The organism is Chryseobacterium culicis, from assembly GCF_002979755.1.
Classification (GTDB): Bacteria; Bacteroidota; Bacteroidia; order Flavobacteriales; family Weeksellaceae; genus Chryseobacterium; species Chryseobacterium culicis_A.
This window is the reverse complement of sequence record NZ_PCPP01000007.1, coordinates 89,905-108,008: the sequence shown is the minus strand read 5'-3', so window position 1 is coordinate 108,008 and position 18,104 is coordinate 89,905. Positions and strand designations below refer to the sequence as shown.

16 protein-coding genes and 1 tRNA gene are annotated in these 18,104 nt (G+C 35.5%); 6 read left to right on the top strand and 11 right to left on the bottom strand.

Going from position 1 to position 18,104, the window contains the following annotated elements; all coding sequences use genetic code 11:
• Window positions 1-587: 587 nt before the first annotated feature.
• The 3 genes from CQ022_RS22225 (at window position 588) to CQ022_RS22215 (ending at window position 5,930) form a co-directional block, all read left to right on the top strand.
• Complete coding sequence (locus CQ022_RS22225) at window positions 588-2,102, top strand: thioredoxin domain-containing protein (protein ID WP_105684652.1); 1,515 nt, start codon at window positions 588-590, stop codon at window positions 2,100-2,102.
• A gap of 189 nt (window positions 2,103-2,291) precedes the next feature.
• Window positions 2,292-4,487: a peptidase domain-containing ABC transporter gene (locus tag CQ022_RS22220; protein ID WP_105684651.1), complete on the top strand. Its 2,196-nt coding sequence runs from the start codon at window positions 2,292-2,294 to the stop codon at window positions 4,485-4,487.
• A gap of 144 nt (window positions 4,488-4,631) precedes the next feature.
• Window positions 4,632-5,930: an HlyD family secretion protein gene (locus CQ022_RS22215; protein WP_105684650.1), complete on the top strand. Its 1,299-nt coding sequence runs from the start codon at window positions 4,632-4,634 to the stop codon at window positions 5,928-5,930.
• A 432-nt stretch (window positions 5,931-6,362) separates the two neighbouring features.
• On the opposite strand, the gene CQ022_RS22210 is transcribed toward CQ022_RS22215, so the two are convergent.
• From CQ022_RS22210 to greA, 8 genes are all read right to left on the bottom strand, one after another.
• A tRNA-Met gene (locus CQ022_RS22210) sits at window positions 6,363-6,436 on the bottom strand.
• A gap of 44 nt (window positions 6,437-6,480) precedes the next feature.
• Window positions 6,481-7,773, bottom strand: a complete 1,293-nt coding sequence (locus CQ022_RS22205) for a TlpA family protein disulfide reductase (RefSeq protein ID WP_105684649.1) — start codon at window positions 7,771-7,773, stop codon at window positions 6,481-6,483.
• 218 nt (window positions 7,774-7,991) lie between these two features.
• Window positions 7,992-8,456: a hypothetical protein gene (locus tag CQ022_RS22200; RefSeq protein ID WP_105684648.1), complete on the bottom strand. Its 465-nt coding sequence runs from the start codon at window positions 8,454-8,456 to the stop codon at window positions 7,992-7,994.
• A 287-nt stretch (window positions 8,457-8,743) separates the two neighbouring features.
• A complete protein-coding gene (locus CQ022_RS22195) occupies window positions 8,744-8,941 on the bottom strand; it encodes a signal peptidase (protein ID WP_226798771.1) in 198 nt (65 codons plus the stop codon).
• A gap of 29 nt (window positions 8,942-8,970) precedes the next feature.
• Window positions 8,971-10,950 (bottom strand): T9SS type A sorting domain-containing protein, encoded by a 1,980-nt coding sequence (locus CQ022_RS22190; protein WP_105684647.1) that lies wholly within the window; start codon window positions 10,948-10,950, stop codon window positions 8,971-8,973.
• Between the two features lie 74 nt (window positions 10,951-11,024).
• Window positions 11,025-12,212 carry an ATP-dependent Clp protease ATP-binding subunit ClpX gene (gene clpX, locus CQ022_RS22185; RefSeq protein ID WP_105684646.1) on the bottom strand — a complete coding sequence of 396 codons (1,188 nt, stop codon included), beginning with the start codon at window positions 12,210-12,212 and terminating at the stop codon, window positions 11,025-11,027.
• Between the two features lie 69 nt (window positions 12,213-12,281).
• Complete coding sequence (locus CQ022_RS22180; protein ID WP_047098137.1) at window positions 12,282-12,671, bottom strand: HIT family protein; 390 nt, start codon at window positions 12,669-12,671, stop codon at window positions 12,282-12,284.
• A gap of 55 nt (window positions 12,672-12,726) precedes the next feature.
• Window positions 12,727-13,197: a transcription elongation factor GreA gene (gene greA / locus CQ022_RS22175; RefSeq protein WP_047429224.1), complete on the bottom strand. Its 471-nt coding sequence runs from the start codon at window positions 13,195-13,197 to the stop codon at window positions 12,727-12,729.
• A gap of 109 nt (window positions 13,198-13,306) precedes the next feature.
• Between greA and CQ022_RS22170 the strand changes: the two genes are divergently transcribed.
• From CQ022_RS22170 to CQ022_RS22160, 3 genes are all read left to right on the top strand, one after another.
• Window positions 13,307-13,762, top strand: a complete 456-nt coding sequence (locus CQ022_RS22170; RefSeq protein ID WP_105684645.1) for a hypothetical protein — start codon at window positions 13,307-13,309, stop codon at window positions 13,760-13,762.
• Between the two features lie 5 nt (window positions 13,763-13,767).
• Window positions 13,768-14,217, top strand: a complete 450-nt coding sequence (dtd, locus tag CQ022_RS22165) for a D-aminoacyl-tRNA deacylase (protein ID WP_105684644.1) — start codon at window positions 13,768-13,770, stop codon at window positions 14,215-14,217.
• Between the two features lie 266 nt (window positions 14,218-14,483).
• Window positions 14,484-16,142 (top strand): S8/S53 family peptidase, encoded by a 1,659-nt coding sequence (locus CQ022_RS22160; protein ID WP_105684643.1) that lies wholly within the window; start codon window positions 14,484-14,486, stop codon window positions 16,140-16,142.
• An 85-nt stretch (window positions 16,143-16,227) separates the two neighbouring features.
• Here CQ022_RS22160 and CQ022_RS22155 read toward each other — a convergent pair whose 3' ends face one another.
• Genes CQ022_RS22155 through CQ022_RS22145 form a run of 3 tightly spaced genes read right to left on the bottom strand, consistent with a single transcriptional unit; the run spans window position 16,228 to window position 18,098 of the window.
• Complete coding sequence (locus CQ022_RS22155) at window positions 16,228-16,740, bottom strand: hypothetical protein (protein ID WP_047383035.1); 513 nt, start codon at window positions 16,738-16,740, stop codon at window positions 16,228-16,230.
• A 60-nt stretch (window positions 16,741-16,800) separates the two neighbouring features.
• On the bottom strand, window positions 16,801-17,340 hold the full coding sequence (locus CQ022_RS22150; RefSeq protein ID WP_105684642.1) for a hypothetical protein: 540 nt from the start codon (window positions 17,338-17,340) through the stop codon (window positions 16,801-16,803).
• 53 nt (window positions 17,341-17,393) lie between these two features.
• A complete protein-coding gene (locus CQ022_RS22145) occupies window positions 17,394-18,098 on the bottom strand; it encodes a DUF1361 domain-containing protein (RefSeq protein WP_105684641.1) in 705 nt (234 codons plus the stop codon).
• Between the last annotated feature and the right edge of the window lie 6 nt (window positions 18,099-18,104).

The window sequence follows — 18,104 nt, the reverse complement described above, 5'->3', positions numbered from 1 at the left end:
CAAATCACACAAAACAACGACATCCAATGTCCAAAGCAAGGTTTAAATCCATATAAGCTACGAAAAATTCAAAAAATAAAACATTTACTTAGATAAAAAACATTCCATTTCTATCCTGTTTTTGCTATTTTAAAAATTGGAGTTATCTATAGTATTTGATGTGATATTTCTAAAATTTTCACCTCAAAAATTGCGAAATATCTGAATCATTTTTGAAGTTATTATTAATTCTGTTTTTACCTAAATAAAAGAGCATTTCACTCACATAGATAAAGTTTCATTTCAACTTCATCCTGAAAATTTCAAAATACAGCCTGTAAGAATATCCCTTATTTCTCTTAAAAGAAAACCTGCTATGGATAGCAAAACGCCGAATAATACAGATCAATTGATTTCTAAACAAGAGATCCATGCCTTTTTTAGAAGTACAATATTGTGTTGTAAAACGGGTTTTTAGCTTACAATTCTATAGAATAAAATACTGAGGATCAAATAAAATCTATCAATACCCATTTATATCTCACTAATAAAGGAGAATTTTTTTTGTATATTTAAAACATCTGTGTATTTTAGATAAAAATATTAATATGATTTTTGACAAACTAATTAACCATCTAAAACTCGATAAACAGGAATTTATTTTTCAGTTCAACTCCCATCCCAATTACCCATCTGCACTGGCATTCAGTGATACACTGAACTTTATGGGAGTAAAAAATGATGCTTACGAACTTGACAAAGAATATTGGGATGAACTTCCGGAAGAATTTATTGCCATTGTTGAGAATTCATTTTCTCTGGTAAAGAAATCAGGAAGTAATTATTCAGTATATTCAGAAAAAGCAAAGACCTTAGGTAAAGAAGAACTTTATACTAAATCAACAGATTTCGTACTCCTTTTTGAAAAAACTGAAAATGCAGAAAGCAAACTGACCTTTAATTTCAAACCGGTTCTTTACATCATTTTTGCTGCTGTTCTTGCTTATTCTTTTATGAGCCAAACCATTTATGAAGCTCTCTTTAATGTTCTTTCATTAGCAGGCGTTTATATTTCTCTTGAAATTTTCAACCAGAAATTCGGAAATACCTCTACTGTCATCGGAAGTATATGCGGAGGCGGTGGGGCTGCTGCAAGCCAGACAGCCAACTCATGTGATAAAATTATCAAGCAGGATAAAACAAGTATTTTAGGGTTAAAATTTGCAGATTTTTCTCTTATCTATTTTGCAGGACTTGCCGTATTAGGTCTGTTCTTACCTGCCACAGCTTATATCGTAAAAGGATTTACATTCGTTTCTGTACTTGCCATCGGATACTCTCTATACATCCAGGCATTTGTAGAAAAAACATTCTGTAGAGTATGTCTTTTAATTATTTCAATCCTGGCAGGACAAATTGTAATAAGCAGCTTATTTTTCGAGAATCTGTCATTCAGTGTGGGAACGCTTTTATTGACTGTCATTCTGTGGGCTCTTGTATTCTCTGCAGTGATCTATTTTAACACTCTTCTTGAGCAAAAGGAAACCCTTCAAAAATCGAATGCAAAAAACCTTAGATTCAAAAGAAATTATGAGCTGTTCAAAAACCAGATGGAACAGAATCCAAAAATAGAATTTCAGGATACTGAAACTTTTGCTGTTGGAAAAAGAGATGCTAAACTTCGTATCTCTATCGTTTCCAATCCATATTGTGGTTTCTGTAAAGATGCTCATAAACTGATAGAAGGTCTTTTGGAGAAATATCCGGATACTCTTTCTTTGCAGATGAGATTTAATTACACCCCGGACAGAGCTCCTGAAAAATACACACAGCTTCTTTCAGACTTAACTCATATTTACCATAATAAACCCGAAAAAGAATTCTTACATGCGGTAGAAGAATGGTTCGAAACTAAGGATGAAAGCAAAATCAATGCTCTTTCCGGAGGAACTGTAACATCAGAAAACCTTGACCCAATGGTGGAGATGACTAATGAAAACAGTAATGCAGGATTAAACTTTACGCCGATCTTTATCATCAACGGATATCAGTTCCCTGACAAATATGATCGTGAAGATATTTTATTCTTTATTGATGAATTAATAGAGGATGATGAGATATAATAAATAAATCTCATCCATTTAAAAATTTCACTATCTTAGGAAAAACAAAATAACCATCTGAAAAGATGTAAAAGAGTAGAAAACGGTGACCAATGGGACGATTTCCCGTTTACCATTTCATTGAATTATAATTGAATTAAAGTAAAAATGTCGTCATTCATTGACGGCATTTTATAATGAGTAGTAGTTTTGAAAAAAAAGTTTCCTTTTTATAAGCAACCAGATACCAAAGACTGCGGCCCTACGTGTCTCAGGATCGTAAGTAAGTATTATGGTAAAAGTATATCCCTGCAACAAATTCGTAACCTTTCCGAAACAACACGTGAAGGAAGCAGCCTTCTTGGACTGAGTGATGCCGCAGAAAACCTTGGATTCCGCTCAATGGGTGTCCAGATTGATTTCAACACCCTCACAGAAGAGGTTTCTTTCCCTTGTATAGCACACTGGAATAAAAACCATTTTGTGGTGGTATACAAAATTGACAAAAACGATAAAGTATATATTTCAGATCCTAGTTATGGATTGATCACTTATACCAGGGAAGAATTCATCAAGTCCTGGATTGGAGAAAATGCCAACGAAAATACAGAAGAAGGAATTGTCCTGATTCTTGAAACTACCCCGGCATTCTTTCAGACAGAATTTGATGCTGAAGAAAGTAAGGCAAGCTTTACATTCCTTTCCAAATATCTTCTTAAGTATAAAACACTTGTTGTACAGCTAGCCATAGGGCTTTTAGGAGGAAGTTTACTTTCTCTGATATTCCCCTTTCTTACCCAGAGTATTGTAGACGTCGGGATACAGAACCAGGATATTAATTTTATCTATGTGGTGTTACTTGCACAGATTATGCTCTTCCTGGGAAGAATGGGAATTGAAACTATCAGAAGCTGGATCCTTCTCCATCTTTCAGCAAGAATTAATATATCAATCATCTCCGATTTCTTTATCAAATTAATGAAGCTTCCTATTAGTTTCTTCGATACAAGAATGACCGGAGATATTATGCAGAGGATTAATGACCACCACAGAATTGAACAGCTTTTAACAAGTTCTTCACTGAATACATTATTCTCATTGGTCAATCTTATTATCTTCAGTATTGTATTATTATTTTATGATTACAGGCTTTTCATTGTTTATCTTGTAGGAGCTGTATTATATGTTGGCTGGATCACTTTCTTCCTGAAAAAGAGAAAAGAACTTGACTATAAGAGATTCTCTCAGGTATCTCAGGAACAGAGTAAAGTAATCGAGCTTATCAACGGTATGCAGGAAATTAAAATGCATAATGCTGAGAAACAAAAAAGATGGGACTGGGAATTTCTTCAGGTAAAACTGTTTAAAATCCGAATAAAATCACTTTCATTAGAGCAATGGCAATCTGTTGGAGGTAACTTTATCAATCAGATGAAAGATATTCTGGTGAGTTTCCTTTCTGCAAAACTCGTTTTAAGTGGAAATCTTACGTTAGGGATGATGCTTTCTGTTCAGTACATCATTGGGCAGCTAAACAGCCCGCTTCTACAGCTTATCGATTTTATCAAGCAGACTCAGGATGCTAAAATTTCCCTTGAAAGACTAGGAGAAATTCACGATAAAGATGACGAAGAAGATAAAAATGAGCATTATGTTACAGATCTTCCTAAAAAAGATATCGAGATCAGAGATATGTCATTCAGATATATTGGGTCTGATGTTCCGGTTTTTGAAAACTTAAGCCTTACCATTCCATATCAGCAGACAACAGCTATTGTAGGAGCCAGCGGAAGCGGAAAAACAACACTGCTGAAACTGTTGATGAAGTTTTATGATCCGGATAAAGGTGAGATCAAAATCGGGAATACCAATATGAAAAATATTTCTCCCAGGTATTGGAGAGATCATTGCGGAGTGGTAATGCAGGAAGGTTACGTATTCAATGATACCATTGCCAATAACATTGCTGTTGGCGAGGATCATATTGACAAACAAAAGCTGAGACGTGCTGTAGACATTGCCAATATCAAAGAATTTATAGAAAGTCTTCCGTTAAGTTATAACACGAAAATCGGAAATGAGGGAGTTGGAGTCAGTGGTGGTCAGAAGCAGAGACTATTTATCGCCAGAGCCGTTTATAAAGCTCCGGAATATATTTTATTTGATGAAGCTACATCTGCACTGGATGCCAATAACGAGAAAGTGATTATGGAAAATCTTGAGCAGTTCTTCAAAGGCAAGACAGCTGTTGTTATTGCCCACAGACTTTCCACAGTAAGACATGCAGATAAAATCATTGTACTGGATCAGGGAAAGGTGGTAGAAGAAGGAAGCCATGCTGAATTGGTAGATTTAAGAGGCGAATATTACAGACTTGTAAGAAACCAGCTTGAACTAGGAAGTTAAGTCATAATAGAATCCGAAAAGCTTATATATAAAAACATTTTGATATCCGGCAGAGATTCCTCCACCAACATAGGGTGATGGATTCTGCCAATTATTTAAATTATATTCCCCCTTTAAAATAGTGGGAAATTTTACCTCAGAACAATGAAAGAAGACGTTTTAGACAATATAGAACTCCGCTCTGAGAGCGTACAGGATATTCTTACCCAGCCGCCACATTGGATGATCCGCTGGGGAAATACCCTTATATTTATTATCCTCCTGCTTATTCTCTTAATGAGCTACATCATCAAATATCCGGAATTCGTACCGGCACCTATTATTGTAACTTCTCAGAATCCGCCGGAGAAAATAGAAGCGAGAACCAGTTCCAAAATTGAAAAAATATTCATAAAAGATCATCAGGAAGTTAAAAAGAATGATGTTCTGATGGTGATGCAGTCAACTGCGAACTACAAGGATATTTTAGAATTGAAAAACCTGGTAGACTCCATTACACCTGATAAATTATATACCTTCCCTATTGCTCAGGCATCTAGATTCAAACTGGGAGAATTACAAGGGGAATATAACAGCTTTGCGAAAGCATTTCAGGATGAAGCACTTTTTACCAGACTCCAACCTTATGCTCCTGAAAACCTTGCTGCCAATCAGAGTATTTCTGAATATAAAATAAGAATTGCAACGTTAAAACAGCAGAAAAACCTGGAGTCCATAAAATATGATCTGACTAAGAAAAACTTCAGCAGATCACAGGAACTATTCAACCAAGGAGTGATCTCAGCGATGGAACTTGAAAACGAGAAGATCAAATATCTTCAGGCCCAGCAAAACCTTGAGAATATTAAAATCTCCATATCACAAATGGATGAAGGAGTTTCCAATCTGAATAAAACCAAAAGCGGAACTGCTATTAATACAGAAAAAGATAGAATTACCTATTCTTCACAAACCTTACAGCTTCTTGAACAGCTGCGAAAATCGTTAAAACAATGGGAGCTGAACTATCTTGTGATTTCATCCACTGACGGCGTTGCCAGTTTCCAACAGTTTTTTGGCGAGAATCAGTTTGTAAAAGTAGGTGAACCCATCATTTCTATTCTTCCTAAAAATAAAGAACAGTTAGTGGGCAGAATGTCTGTTCCTACAACGAACTCAGGAAAAATTACCCCAGGTGAGAAAGTATTAATAAAACTAGACAACTACCGATTCCAGGAATATGGTATCATCGAAGGAAAGGTGCAGAACATATCTCTGATTCCTGATGAAAAAGGAAATTATTATGTAGATGTGATTTTACCAAAAGGATTAAAAACAAGCTACAACAAAACGCTTACCTTCGATAAAGAGCTTAGAGGAAGTGCAGAGATTGTAACACAGGATCTGCGACTGATTGAAAGATTCTTTTATCAGATCAGAAAGCTATTGGGATATCAGGTATGATAAAACCACCTGAACAAAAAATAAAAACCCGCTTTACAGATTGTAAGACGGGTTTTATTTTTATCGTATATTTTAAAATTACAACACTGGTAATGGGTTACAGAAAACCCCTATCCTATTTCTTCGTTTAAAACAGGAGATTATAAGCACTATTTAACTAAGTAAAGGGTTTGGGTATAAAAAATAAGATCTTTCAAAAAAGGGCAACAATAAGACGAATACGAAAGCTTTAAAGCCATGACTCTGATTAAAAAAGAAAACCCTGATAAATACGGTAATCAATTTGAAGCAGTATCATTATTTTCCCTGAATGTTTTATAGAAAGACAAAAATCCTTACAAAGAAAAATCTTTTGAAAGAATTCGAAGGTGAAGTTATGAATCTTTTAAAAGTAAAAACCGCAATCATTAAATCAATGATTGCGGTTTTTTGTAGCGAAGACGGGAATTGAACCCGTGACCTCAGGGTTATGAATCCTGCGCTCTAACCAACTGAGCTACCTCGCCGTTTTGGTGGTGCAAATATAGAAAATATTTCTTTACCTCCAAAATTATTTTACCTTAAAATATTCCAAAACATCTCCAACATGATCTGGTTTACTGATTATCTTATTGTTAGCATCTAAAATAAAATACGTCGGAGTTGCATGAATATTATACAAATCAGTGTAACTGCTGTTCCAACCTCTCAATTCTGAATCATTCACCCAAGGAAATGCAGCAATTTTTTTAGTATATGAATTCTTATCCACATCTAAAGACAGCCCTACAATCTGAATATTTTTTGATTTAAGATCATTATATTTTTCCAACAGTTTTGGAAGTTCACTTTCACAGTGTGAGCATGTGGATGACCAGAATACAACTACCTTCTTATCAGCCTTTATATCGTGTAATGATTTCGCAGTGGTGTTAACCGGCGACTGGAACTTATAATTAGGAAAAACAGCTCCCATTTCAATGTTCGCATTTGATTTTAATGTAGAAGCAAGTCTATCAGTGATGGTGCATTTAAGATTTTTGGCAAGAGACAGATATTTGCTCTTGTATTCTTCCATTTGATATACATCGAAAATATCAATCAATTCTGATAATACCGTCTGCCCTCTTGGAGTCTCTACTTTTAAACGGTCTAATAATTTATCCACAGAAGCCGCCACATTGGTATTTCCTCCTGAATTCAGATAAGCTACCAATACGGGTCTCAATAAAGATGAGCTTTCAAGCATATCTCCGGATTTGTCCAGAAAGTTTACTATTTCTTCCTGGTCTACTTTTTTAACAGAATCAGGTGAGTTGGAAAGAAACTTGCTGTAATTCGTATTATAATAAGCTATAAATGGATGTTGGCCAGCATCAATAGAACTTGAACCTCCGGAAAGTCTGTCAATTTCTGTTTTCAGAGCTTTTCCAAAATCCGTATTGTCTTTGTAATATTCTTTGATCTGTGCTAAAGCCGGCAAAATAAGCTCTTTCTTTTGTGAGCCTTCCTGCTGTTTACTCATCAGATTATTTGCCTCATCCAGATAAATAACATCTTTGACTTTATTATTCTGAATATCCAGTTTAAAATTAACATTCTTATTTTCAGAAATAAAACTCACGGTGTTGTTAGAACCCGGGAAATAAACTTTCATCATCCCCATATAATTGCTTGGGTATTTAAAAGTCCATGTACTATTCTTACTTTGTTCTTTGGTAACAATAATATCTTTTGATCCGTTTAATGTATATAAAATGGCATCCTGATCTTTAAAATCTGTCGGAGCCTGAATGGTAACAGTAAATTGAGCCTGCAAAGCAAATGCAGTTAAAACCGCAGATAGCGTGTAAATCTTTTTCATAGAGTAAAAATAAAAAAACTCCTTGACTAATCAGAGAGTTTAATATTATTTTAATAAAATTTTCTAAATATTTACAATAATAAGCATATCAAAGAGTGATTTCTAAAAATATCTTCGACTAGACTTATAATAAATCCGTTTAAATAAAACTGGAGATATTTACATTCAATTAAAAATTATTTTCACAAAAAATACCTTTAAGGTCTATTGCGATAATCTTAATTATTCCGTATAAATTTGATTGTCATGTTATACCCCGTTGGATTGGCAGGGGTTAACAAATCAAGAGCAATGTTTCCACCGGAATCAAAAAAAGAGTATGTTGGAAGCCCAACATCAGCACTAGCTGAAGAAAATGAGGTTATAACAGGAGTAAATTCAGTCAGACTAACCCCAGTTGCAACAATAACGGGAGCATCTGTTACGATATAATTGGATAGAACCATATTTGGAGGGTTCACCTTGGCAATTCTATTAGTATATCCTAAATTTCCGTTAGCATCAGCTACAACCTCCCTTGTATAGGATGTATTTGAAGTAGCATCTACTAATATTCGGACTCTTGTTCCGCCGTTTACATCAAAAGTTGTAGAGGGTGTATTGGTATTTATACCTACTAATCCACTTTGGGAATATGCAGCAACAGAACATAATAATGCCACTGCCATTAAATTTTTTTTCATTAAATTTTGTGTTTTTTAAAATATAGATAAAAATCAATATTTTTCAGAAAAGAATTGGTATGAAAATCTGAATATCCGTAATCTCTTATAAAACGGTAATAAATAATTGCTGTACCCACATATACAGATGCTCCTATAATTATTTTATTATATTGCTCTTTTGAAATGTTATATAAACTTTTTCTAACTTACAAAACGAGCTATAAACTGAATAGGATCATACTGTATATAATTGAGTCACTCATAAATATATGAATTATTCCAAATTACAGATATTCAGATAAATTTTATGCTTTTACGCTCTTGTACTTTTTTGTAAAGTAAACAATAAATCCTATTGCTACAATACCAAGTACATATACATACATATCAATGGGTGAGGCAGGCGACCCGGTACCATTTCCTCCATTTCCTCCTCCTCCTGGGATTGCGGGTTGTGGCGGAGCGGCATTTGCTAACGATATAGCAAATAGGAAAAAGGCCAAGACTAGTTTATTAATAGTTTTCATGTGGTTTATTTTAAGATTTTAGTGTTAACAGTTTCTCCCTTATCAGAAACGATTTTTACAACATATGAATTTCTAACTGAGCCATCAAGCTCGATTACAAAATCTCTGGATGCATCAACCGCTTTTTTAGAGATTACCAGTTTACCGCTCATATCATAAACTTGAATGTCCGCTTTTTTCCATTTTGGATCGAATCTAACGATGTAATTTGTAACGGATGGATCGTACACTACCAGTGTTCTAGAAGCAGCCACCGCTGTTTTATCTATACCTAAAGTAATGTTACTTGGTTCACCGTAATACAAATTAGCTTCCTCATTCGTTACAGGAACAACATCTCCTTGTTTAGCCTGTACTAAATTTCCATTTTCTGCTTTATAATAGAAACCAATTCCTGAAGATAACTGGTGTGCACCAGCAGGAATAAGTTCTGCATTTTCTCTGATCTCGAATTTATAAGATTTAACCTGATCAAGTTTATAGTTAACTAACTTAACATTTTTACCTTTGAAGTTACTCTCATTAGCTTCGTTTATATATAACCAATAGTTAGTATAATTATTATCATACCCACCATTTAATGCTTCTTCGTAAGTACCAATAATTCTGGTACCGGCTGAAGCCTGAACCGTTGTAGCTGTAGAAACCTGGTGTCCTGTAGTAAATGATGGTGAAACCACATAATACGTTCTGGAGATCTCGTTACCACTAGCATCAAGACCAATTACTCCAAGCTGTTTTACAGTATTGGCTGTATTTTTACCAGCCATTCTAGCTGCATTTACACCGTTAGGAGTACCTGCTGTTCTTGCTGTTGATTTGAATCTTCTCAGTGTATTAAAGTCTAAAGTCTGAGCTGAATTATCTCTTAACTTTATTTTAAACGACTGCATAGGTTTGATCACCATTTTATCTAAGTTTACGTCTCCTACTGCCGGAGCAACTCCGTCACCTGTAGTCACGTAAGTAACAACCTGAGCACCTGTAGCGTAAGTAGAACCTCCAGGAAGTGTAACAATTGTACCTGGGTTATATTCAATACCCCAGATATTTTTCACTGCATTTCCGTCTGATCCGGTAACACTTTCAGTATATCCGATATTAGATAAATCTAAATTGGTAAGGAAAGGATTTCCAAATTGGTAGAAGTTTTGACCGAATGTTCCAGCCCATGGGGTTGTAGTAAACTCAAAACTATCATCAAGATACGTGTTATACTTTTCGTTGTAAGAGTTCACAGCATTACCACCATTTCCGAATACTACATTGGAAGCTCCTAAATTAGATTTTCCTGCATTCTGTAATGATGCGGTTCCAGCTAAAGGAGCATATGGTTTTCCATTAATATTGAAAACTGTTGCTGCACCTGAAGGTGTACTTGGATTCCAGTCATTATTGGAAACTTTCAGCATATAGTACCCTGAACCATCAGCAGTAGTAGATGCTAAATTTGTAAAATGCGCAGAAACTGCGTTACCATTATCCCACTTTAGAATTGGATTACTATATCTACCCGTATTGAAAGTCTTACCAACTTCAGTAGATAATGAGCTTAATGCTTTACCAAAGAAAGGTAAAGCGACTTGCTGGAAATAATTACCACTACCATTACTTGTAGTTCGGTATTCTTTGGTTACAATACCTGTAATGTTGGACTGGGATAGTCCATCGATGTACAACTGGCCATACGTGGAAGTAGCAAAAGAAGCAGGGGTATTAAGTCTTAAGATGATATTTCCACCGTCAGTCTTATCAGCACCACCGGCATCAATTGTTTTTAAGAGATCAGTACCAGATCCTACAACCATGATATTTCCATGTACGTCCAAAAGGCCATTACCTTTTGTTTGTACACCTCCACCACTATAAACTAGGGTGCCTTCGCTCACATACATATTAGCATTAGTGTCAACATGACATAGTATCTGCGCCTGAACAGAATAACTAATTGCTAAAAGACCTATAGCAAATAAACTTTTTCTCATTGTATAAATTATTTGTGTGTTAATACAATCTTCACCCGCAAAGGTATTATTATTTTTCTTAAAAAAAAAATATTTTATCTATTAATCAAAACATTATCTTCGGTTAAGACGATCTCTTTCTCCTCTCCTATTGAAAACATATAGTCTTCTAGAACTTTTTCGGTGGTTCCTCTAAGCCCTCTTGCCCCTAATCCTTTTTCAATAGTTTCCTCTACGATTTTTTCAATTGCTCCGTCTGTGATTACCAAATTTGTGCCATCCATTTTAAAAAGTTCCACAAATTGATTCACAATAGAATTTTTAGGCTCCTTCATGATTCTTACCAACGTCTCTTTCGTGAGTTTATCAAGGTAAGTGATGATTGGAAATCTTCCTAAAAGTTCCGGAATTAATCCGAAAGTACGAAGATCAATTGCATTAATATTTGTTAATATATATTCGTCTTCGCCAGTTTTATTAATTTTTTCAGAGCTGAAACCGATTGCCTGCTTGTTCATTCTTCTTTCGATGATCTCTTTGATCCCGTCAAAAGCTCCTCCTGCAATAAACAGGATGTTCTGGGTATTGACCTGGATATATTTCTGATCCGGATGTTTTCTTCCTCCTTGTGGCGGAACATTTACGATACTTCCTTCCAGCAGTTTTAATAATCCTTGCTGTACTCCTTCTCCTGAAACGTCTCTTGTGATGCTTGGATTATCTGATTTTCTGGCAATCTTATCAATTTCATCGATGAAAACAATTCCTTTTTCAGCTTTTTCCACATCATAATCGGCTACCATCAGAAGTCTTGAAAGAATACTTTCAACATCTTCTCCTACATATCCTGCTTCTGTTAAAATAGTAGCATCCACAATACAGAAAGGAACATTAAGTTCTCTGGCAATTGTTTTTGCCAAAAGAGTTTTACCTGTTCCTGTCTCCCCTATCATGATAATGTTCGACTTTTCAAGCTCTACTTCTCTGTTTTCATCCTGAGCGTGAAGCAATCTTTTATAGTGGTTATATACAGCAATGGAAAGCTGTTTTTTCGCTTGATCCTGACCAATCACATACTGATCCAGGAATTCTTTGATCTCTTTTGGTTTTTTAAGCTCCTCCATGCTGTCTGCAGGTGAATACCCTGCTTTTGATGCACCGTCTTTTACGATAGCATGTGCCTGCTCTATACAATTTTCACAAATAAAACCATTCTGGCCAGAAATCAGCATCTGTACTTCATTTCTTTTTCTGCCACAGAAAGAACATTGGTTTGAGTTCATATGATATAATATATATGTATATGTTAAAGAAAATCGTAAAAAATTACTTTTTTACGATTTTCTGATTTGTTAAGAATTAATAATTGAGTTTTGAATCTCTGTATATTCTTCGTTCGTTAATTTTAATCTTTCATTTCTGAAATTCATGTCTTCCATCTTGTTTAAAGGAATCAGATGAATGTGTGCATGAGGAACTTCAAGTCCTACCACCGCTACTCCTACTCTTACACATGGAATTGCAGTTTTGATCTTCTTGGCTACCTCTTGGGCAAATCCCCAAAGGTTTTTGTATTCTTCACTTTCAAGATCAAAAATCAAATCCACTTCTTTTTTAGGTACTACTAAAGTATGTCCCTTCACCAAAGGCATTGCGTCTAAGAATGCAATAAAGTCTTCATTTTCTGCAATCTTATAAGAGGGAATTTCGCCATTGATGATTTTTGTGAATATAGTGCTCATTTTATCAGAAGTTTGGGTTGGTATTTAGAAGTTTAGAAATAGAAAGGGTATCAGACTATAAAGAGATATCTAATACTTCAAAAGACAGTTTGTTTCCGTTAGGTAAAGTAATTTCAGCAATTTCGCCAATAGCTTTTCCTAACAGACCTTTTGCGATAGGAGTGTTCACAGAAATTCTTCCTGTCTTCAGGTCGCTTTCATTATCCGGTACCAATGTAAATACCTGCTCTTGCTTGGTAGCATTATTTTTAAGTTTCACTGTCGTTAAGATTGAAACTTTTGAAGTATCTAATTGGCTTTCGTCTATAATTTTAGAAGTAGAGATAACATCTTTAAGCTTAGAAATTCTCATTTCCAGCATCCCCTGAGCCTCTTTAGCCGCATCGTATTCTGCATTTTCCGATAAATCTCCTTTATCTCTTGCTTCTGCGATCTGCTGAGTAATTTTTGGTCTCTCCACAGTTTCCAACTGTTCCAGCTCAGCTTTCATTTTCTCTAGGCCCTCCTTAGTTACATAGCTTGCCATAATTTTCAAAATTTAGTTTTAGTATAAAAAAATAATCCGACATTTGCCGGACAATGTTTTCGTGTTGTAATCGTTTAATTTCTACAAATATATAAAAATTTAAATTGAAATGAAAAAAACTTTTTCAATCTTATCTATTTTCATTTTATTGATTATCAGTAATTTAACTATAAACTCATGTGGAAGTAGAGAAGATACTGTGAGCTGCTTTCCCAATGTTCCTATTAATGTATCACTTAACCTAAATCTGCCTGCTTACTATGCTTTAAACAACATCAACGGCTGGATTTATGTGAACGAACAACAGTCCGGAACCAGAGGACTTATTATCGTCCGAACAGCCAACGGCTTTAAAGTGTATGACAGGAATGCTCCTCATATATGCCCTGATAACAACACGACTCTTGAGGTAAAAGACAATATTGCCATTATATGTCCTCAGGATAATACAAGATGGATCTTAAGTACGGGACAGCCGGAGTCGGGAGCTAAAACATCTCTTCCTCCTAAAACTTATCCTTACAGCTACGATGCCCCAAGCAAAACTTTAAATGTTTATTATTAGAATATATGAAGATCGTTATACAAAGAGTTTCTGAAGCCAGCGTAAAAGTAGACGGAAAAATTGTTGGTGAAATCGGAAAGGGATTAATGCTATTGGTGGGTGTGGATGAAAATGATGAAAAAACAGATGCAGACTGGCTTGTACAAAAGGTTTTAAACCTAAGAATCTTTGGGGATGAAGATGATAAGCTCAATCTTTCTGTGAAGGATATTTCAGGAGAAATCCTTTGCATCAGTCAGTTTACATTGATTGCAGATTATAAAAAAGGGAATCGTCCTTCTTTCATAAAAGCGGCAAAACCAGATAAAGCCATCCCTCTTTTTGATTATTTTAAGGAAGAGATGGCCCAATCCGGATTAAAAACTGAAAGCGGAATCTTCGGAGCGGACATGAAGGTTTCCCTGATCAATGACGGACCTGTTACCATTGTAATGGATTCGATGACCAAAAGTTAATCCAAAGGAGGCAAATACATAAAATACATATCCAAAACGTTTCATCTGAAACGTTTTTTTTGATTTAGTAAGTATAAAACTCAACTGTTTTACCCCTCGTGGGTATTAAAAATCGGTAAGCTTTATCATCCATTAACGATGGAATCCCCAATACATAAGGAAAAGCGAAAAATTGAAAAAAAATTCACAAAAATGTGATTTGTTTTTATTTTATTACTATTTTTGATGTAAATCAAAACTGATTTACAACCATTTAACAAAATAGTATGAAAACAAAAATCAACCTTTTCGCATTATTTGCGTTCTGTTCTACGCTGTCTTTTGGTCAGGACAACCAGCCCAAAATGACGAATGATCAAAATTCAATTATTTATGTATGCTTTTCAAAAGGCATTAATTCAGAAAAAACAGCTTTCAGCAGAAACGCTGATCTGGAAAGATTTTCAAGAGAAAATCACATTTCGTTTAAGTATGAATTGGATTTCACAGCCAATAAACTTGATGAGATGGCCAGAAACAGTAAAGCTATTGGAAATTCAACAGAGTCTGTAGAAAAGCTGAAAAGAATTTATAAGGCTGATATTCCCCTTCAGAACAAAGAAGCTTCAGAAAAAATCATCCATACTCTTGAGAGATTTCCTGAAATAGAATACGTATCCGTAATGAGTGCTGAGCCTATCGAACCCCCTTTGGTAAATACCTTTGTGGCTACTCCGGATCTGGAAAGCTTACAGACTTACCTGAATGACAACCCGGGAATCAATGCCAAATACGCATGGTCCAGGGGCATAACAGGACAGAATATTCGTGTAAGGGATGTGGAATATGGTTTTTACAAAACTCATGAAATGCTTTCCAATCAAAACTCTATACAACTTGAACCCGGATATTCACCGAATGCTGGATTAGCGAATAATAATTACCGCGACCACGGAACTGCAGTAGTGAGTATTTTAGGTTCGATAAAAGATAATATCGGACTTACAGGTGCTGCTTACAGTGCCTCTGAAATAAAAGGATATATGGAATGGACCACTGTAGGATACAACCGAGCTTCTGCGGTAAGCCGATCTATTAATGCATCTCAGGCCGGAGATATCATTTTATATGAAATGCAGACTGGCGGAAAAGACGGACAGTATTGTCCTGCTGAGTATGATAAAGTAATATGGGATCTTACAAAAGCGGCTACTGATTCGGGAATCATTATCATTGCAGCAGCAGGAAATGGAAATCAGAATCTGGATGATCCGTTTTATGCCACCTATCTTGCGAGAGGAAACAGCGGGGCGATTATTGTAGGAGCGGGATCTCCAAATACCACCCATTCAAAGCTAAGTTTCAGTACTTACGGAAACAGAGTGGATGTTCAGGGATGGGGAAGCAGCGTGATAGCGGCAGGTTATGGATCGTATGCAAAATATGATAATGATAACAACAGAACCTATAATTATTTCAACGGTACCAGTTCTGCTACTCCGGTAGTATCTTCTGCAGCAATTTTGATACAGTCTTTCTATCGTCAAACTACAGGTCAATATTTAACACCTTCAGCAATGAAAAACTTATTAATTTCAACAGGAATTCCCCAAGGAGGAACTGTGACTGGTCAAAAGATTGGGCCTCTTCCTAATGTGAAGAATGCTATCCTTCAACTGGAGGGTAACTTCGCAGCACCTATTAAGACTTTACCTGCATTAGAGGTTAAAATTTATCCTAATCCATCCAGCACTTCTATAGCTATTCAAAGCAGTGAAAATAAAAAATTAGATGTTGAGATTATCAATCTTCAGGGGCGTACCGTTATCAAAAATTCGGTTTTACCTAATGAAAAAATTGATATTTCCCAGCTGCCAACGGGTCAGTATATTATCAACATCAATGAAGGCCAAAGAAGAGTTGTTGAGAAATTGACAAAACTTTAAAATAATAGATTTTTATACATTTTACTTCACACCAAACCCTCTTTCATTTTTGAAAGAGGGTTTTTTATGATAAATTTTTATAGAATTATTTTGCGGGAACGCTGCTGAAATTAAGAGCTACTTTGATATTCATATCTGAAGAGGTTTGATTCTTCAGCTCATATACTGTTCTTACCGTCAATCCTGAACTTTTTACAATTTCATCCAAAAATCCTGTATCGTTCAGATCCAGATTTAAGCTGGAAGAATTGGTAGAGATATTAGAACGGGAAGCAATCAATCTTTCTCCTGTTCCGTTGGATGACACGTATATTTTAACGGTTTTGAAAGCACTTAGATTTCCTCCTGAAGGAGATGCTACAGAAATTTTTGCATCTGAAATTCTTACATCTTTAATTTTTGCATTGTTATTTCCTCCGAACCATGTCTGTACATTGGTAGCTGTTGCAGTGGAAGAAACTTCTTTATCTGCCGGAACTCCCGTAGAGACTAATACGTTCGTTGTGTATGGAAATGTATTCTGAACCAGCGACTGTACGGTTCCGCAACTTACGAGTACAGCTGAAGCGGCCATTGCTGTTAGAACTATATTTTTCATAATTTTAAATTTTAAACTTCGGAGTTTAGTTTGCAGAAATTGTACCAAATTGATTTGATCTTATTCCAGGCTTACTGTAAAACTTCCCTTGGTATTTCCGGAAGCCATGTTACTTTTCCCGATAATCAGCCATACTTCACCTTTTCCGGGAGTTTCATACGTAATTTCTCTTCCGAAGGGTCCGTCATAGTTCCCGTCAGGAAGTCTGATCTGATTGAAACGAATATTAAAATCTTTGTCTTTTGTTGAAATTTTCGCTTTGATCGTTGGGCGGTCATAATGGGTCAGTTTTAAAATCAAATCCTGATCATCTTTGGTAAATTCTTCTCCCAGTGTGAAAGGAAGCTGACTTGCATCGGCCGTTCTTATGATCTGGCCTTCTTTTTCACTTCTCATAACTCCTTTACGCAAAACTTCTTTAGTGGCCGGAGCATTGTTAATAATTGAATCTTTTTTTCTTAATGCTACAGAATCTGCTTTTACAACAGAGTCCGGCATTTCTGTCACCACTGTAGAATCTTTATCCGGAACGTTCGTTACGGCAGGTTCTTTTTTACAAGCCACAATAATCAAAGGAATTAACAATAAGCTTTTTTTCATAATAATTAATTTAAGAATGGATCAACATTTATTCTGTTGGGCTTATTGAAATGCTAAAACTGTTCCAATCCGTTTAATGATTTATTTTCCGGCTGCAATTCTTTTGCATCATTTGTTCCTGCCCATTTAAATGTAAAGTACATAAAGTTGAGCATTATCCCCATTAAAACTGTAACACCCCATGTTTTGGTATATTCCATAGGATAAATCAGGCGTACCACAATATCGGAGAAGAGACCAAAAGGATTATTGAGTACATCCCAGCTGTTCCATCTCAGAAATCGGCCAAGGTAAACTCCAAAGCTGCTCATGAAAAGAAAGAGTACAATCACTCCAGTGATGATATTTTTTTTGCCATAATCAGAAAGGCGTTTTTCAATATCATTAAGACTCATAAAACCACAGATCAATCCCGTCCAGGCATAAGAGAGAATGACAATCAGATCATACCAGATCGGCACAGCATTTCTGGCTCTCAGATGAAAAAGGTCTGTAAGAATGTAGGGAGAATTGGGAAAGAACAGTATCCAGACTATTATAATGGCAAACAGGGAAATTTTACTTCTGATAGTAAAAGCAATAATAAAAGAACTTAATAATAAAGGAATCCACGCAAGAAAAAGATTCCAGTTGAGAAACAAAAACACTTTTGTATCACTGATATAATATCTGAAAACTGAGAGGCTGAAACAGAATACGGTCATCAATATAAGAAGTACACTGATTTTAAATCGAGATGATTCAACAAAGGTTTTCATGATTGC

Coding starts and splice junctions, on each gene's coding strand:
- CQ022_RS22225 (WP_105684652.1), top strand. CDS start 588: ATGATTTTTGACAAACTAATTAACCATCTAAAACTCGATAAACAGGAA.
- CQ022_RS22215 (WP_105684650.1), top strand. CDS start 4,632: ATGAAAGAAGACGTTTTAGACAATATAGAACTCCGCTCTGAGAGCGTA.
- CQ022_RS22205 (WP_105684649.1), bottom strand. CDS start 7,773: ATGAAAAAGATTTACACGCTATCTGCGGTTTTAACTGCATTTGCTTTG.
- CQ022_RS22200 (WP_105684648.1), bottom strand. CDS start 8,456: ATGAAAAAAAATTTAATGGCAGTGGCATTATTATGTTCTGTTGCTGCA.
- CQ022_RS22190 (WP_105684647.1), bottom strand. CDS start 10,950: ATGAGAAAAAGTTTATTTGCTATAGGTCTTTTAGCAATTAGTTATTCT.
- clpX (WP_105684646.1), bottom strand. CDS start 12,212: ATGAACTCAAACCAATGTTCTTTCTGTGGCAGAAAAAGAAATGAAGTA.
- CQ022_RS22180 (WP_047098137.1), bottom strand. CDS start 12,671: ATGAGCACTATATTCACAAAAATCATCAATGGCGAAATTCCCTCTTAT.
- greA (WP_047429224.1), bottom strand. CDS start 13,197: ATGGCAAGCTATGTAACTAAGGAGGGCCTAGAGAAAATGAAAGCTGAG.
- CQ022_RS22170 (WP_105684645.1), top strand. CDS start 13,307: ATGAAAAAAACTTTTTCAATCTTATCTATTTTCATTTTATTGATTATC.
- dtd (WP_105684644.1), top strand. CDS start 13,768: ATGAAGATCGTTATACAAAGAGTTTCTGAAGCCAGCGTAAAAGTAGAC.
- CQ022_RS22160 (WP_105684643.1), top strand. CDS start 14,484: ATGAAAACAAAAATCAACCTTTTCGCATTATTTGCGTTCTGTTCTACG.
- CQ022_RS22155 (WP_047383035.1), bottom strand. CDS start 16,740: ATGAAAAATATAGTTCTAACAGCAATGGCCGCTTCAGCTGTACTCGTA.
- CQ022_RS22150 (WP_105684642.1), bottom strand. CDS start 17,340: ATGAAAAAAAGCTTATTGTTAATTCCTTTGATTATTGTGGCTTGTAAA.
- CQ022_RS22145 (WP_105684641.1), bottom strand. CDS start 18,098: ATGAAAACCTTTGTTGAATCATCTCGATTTAAAATCAGTGTACTTCTT.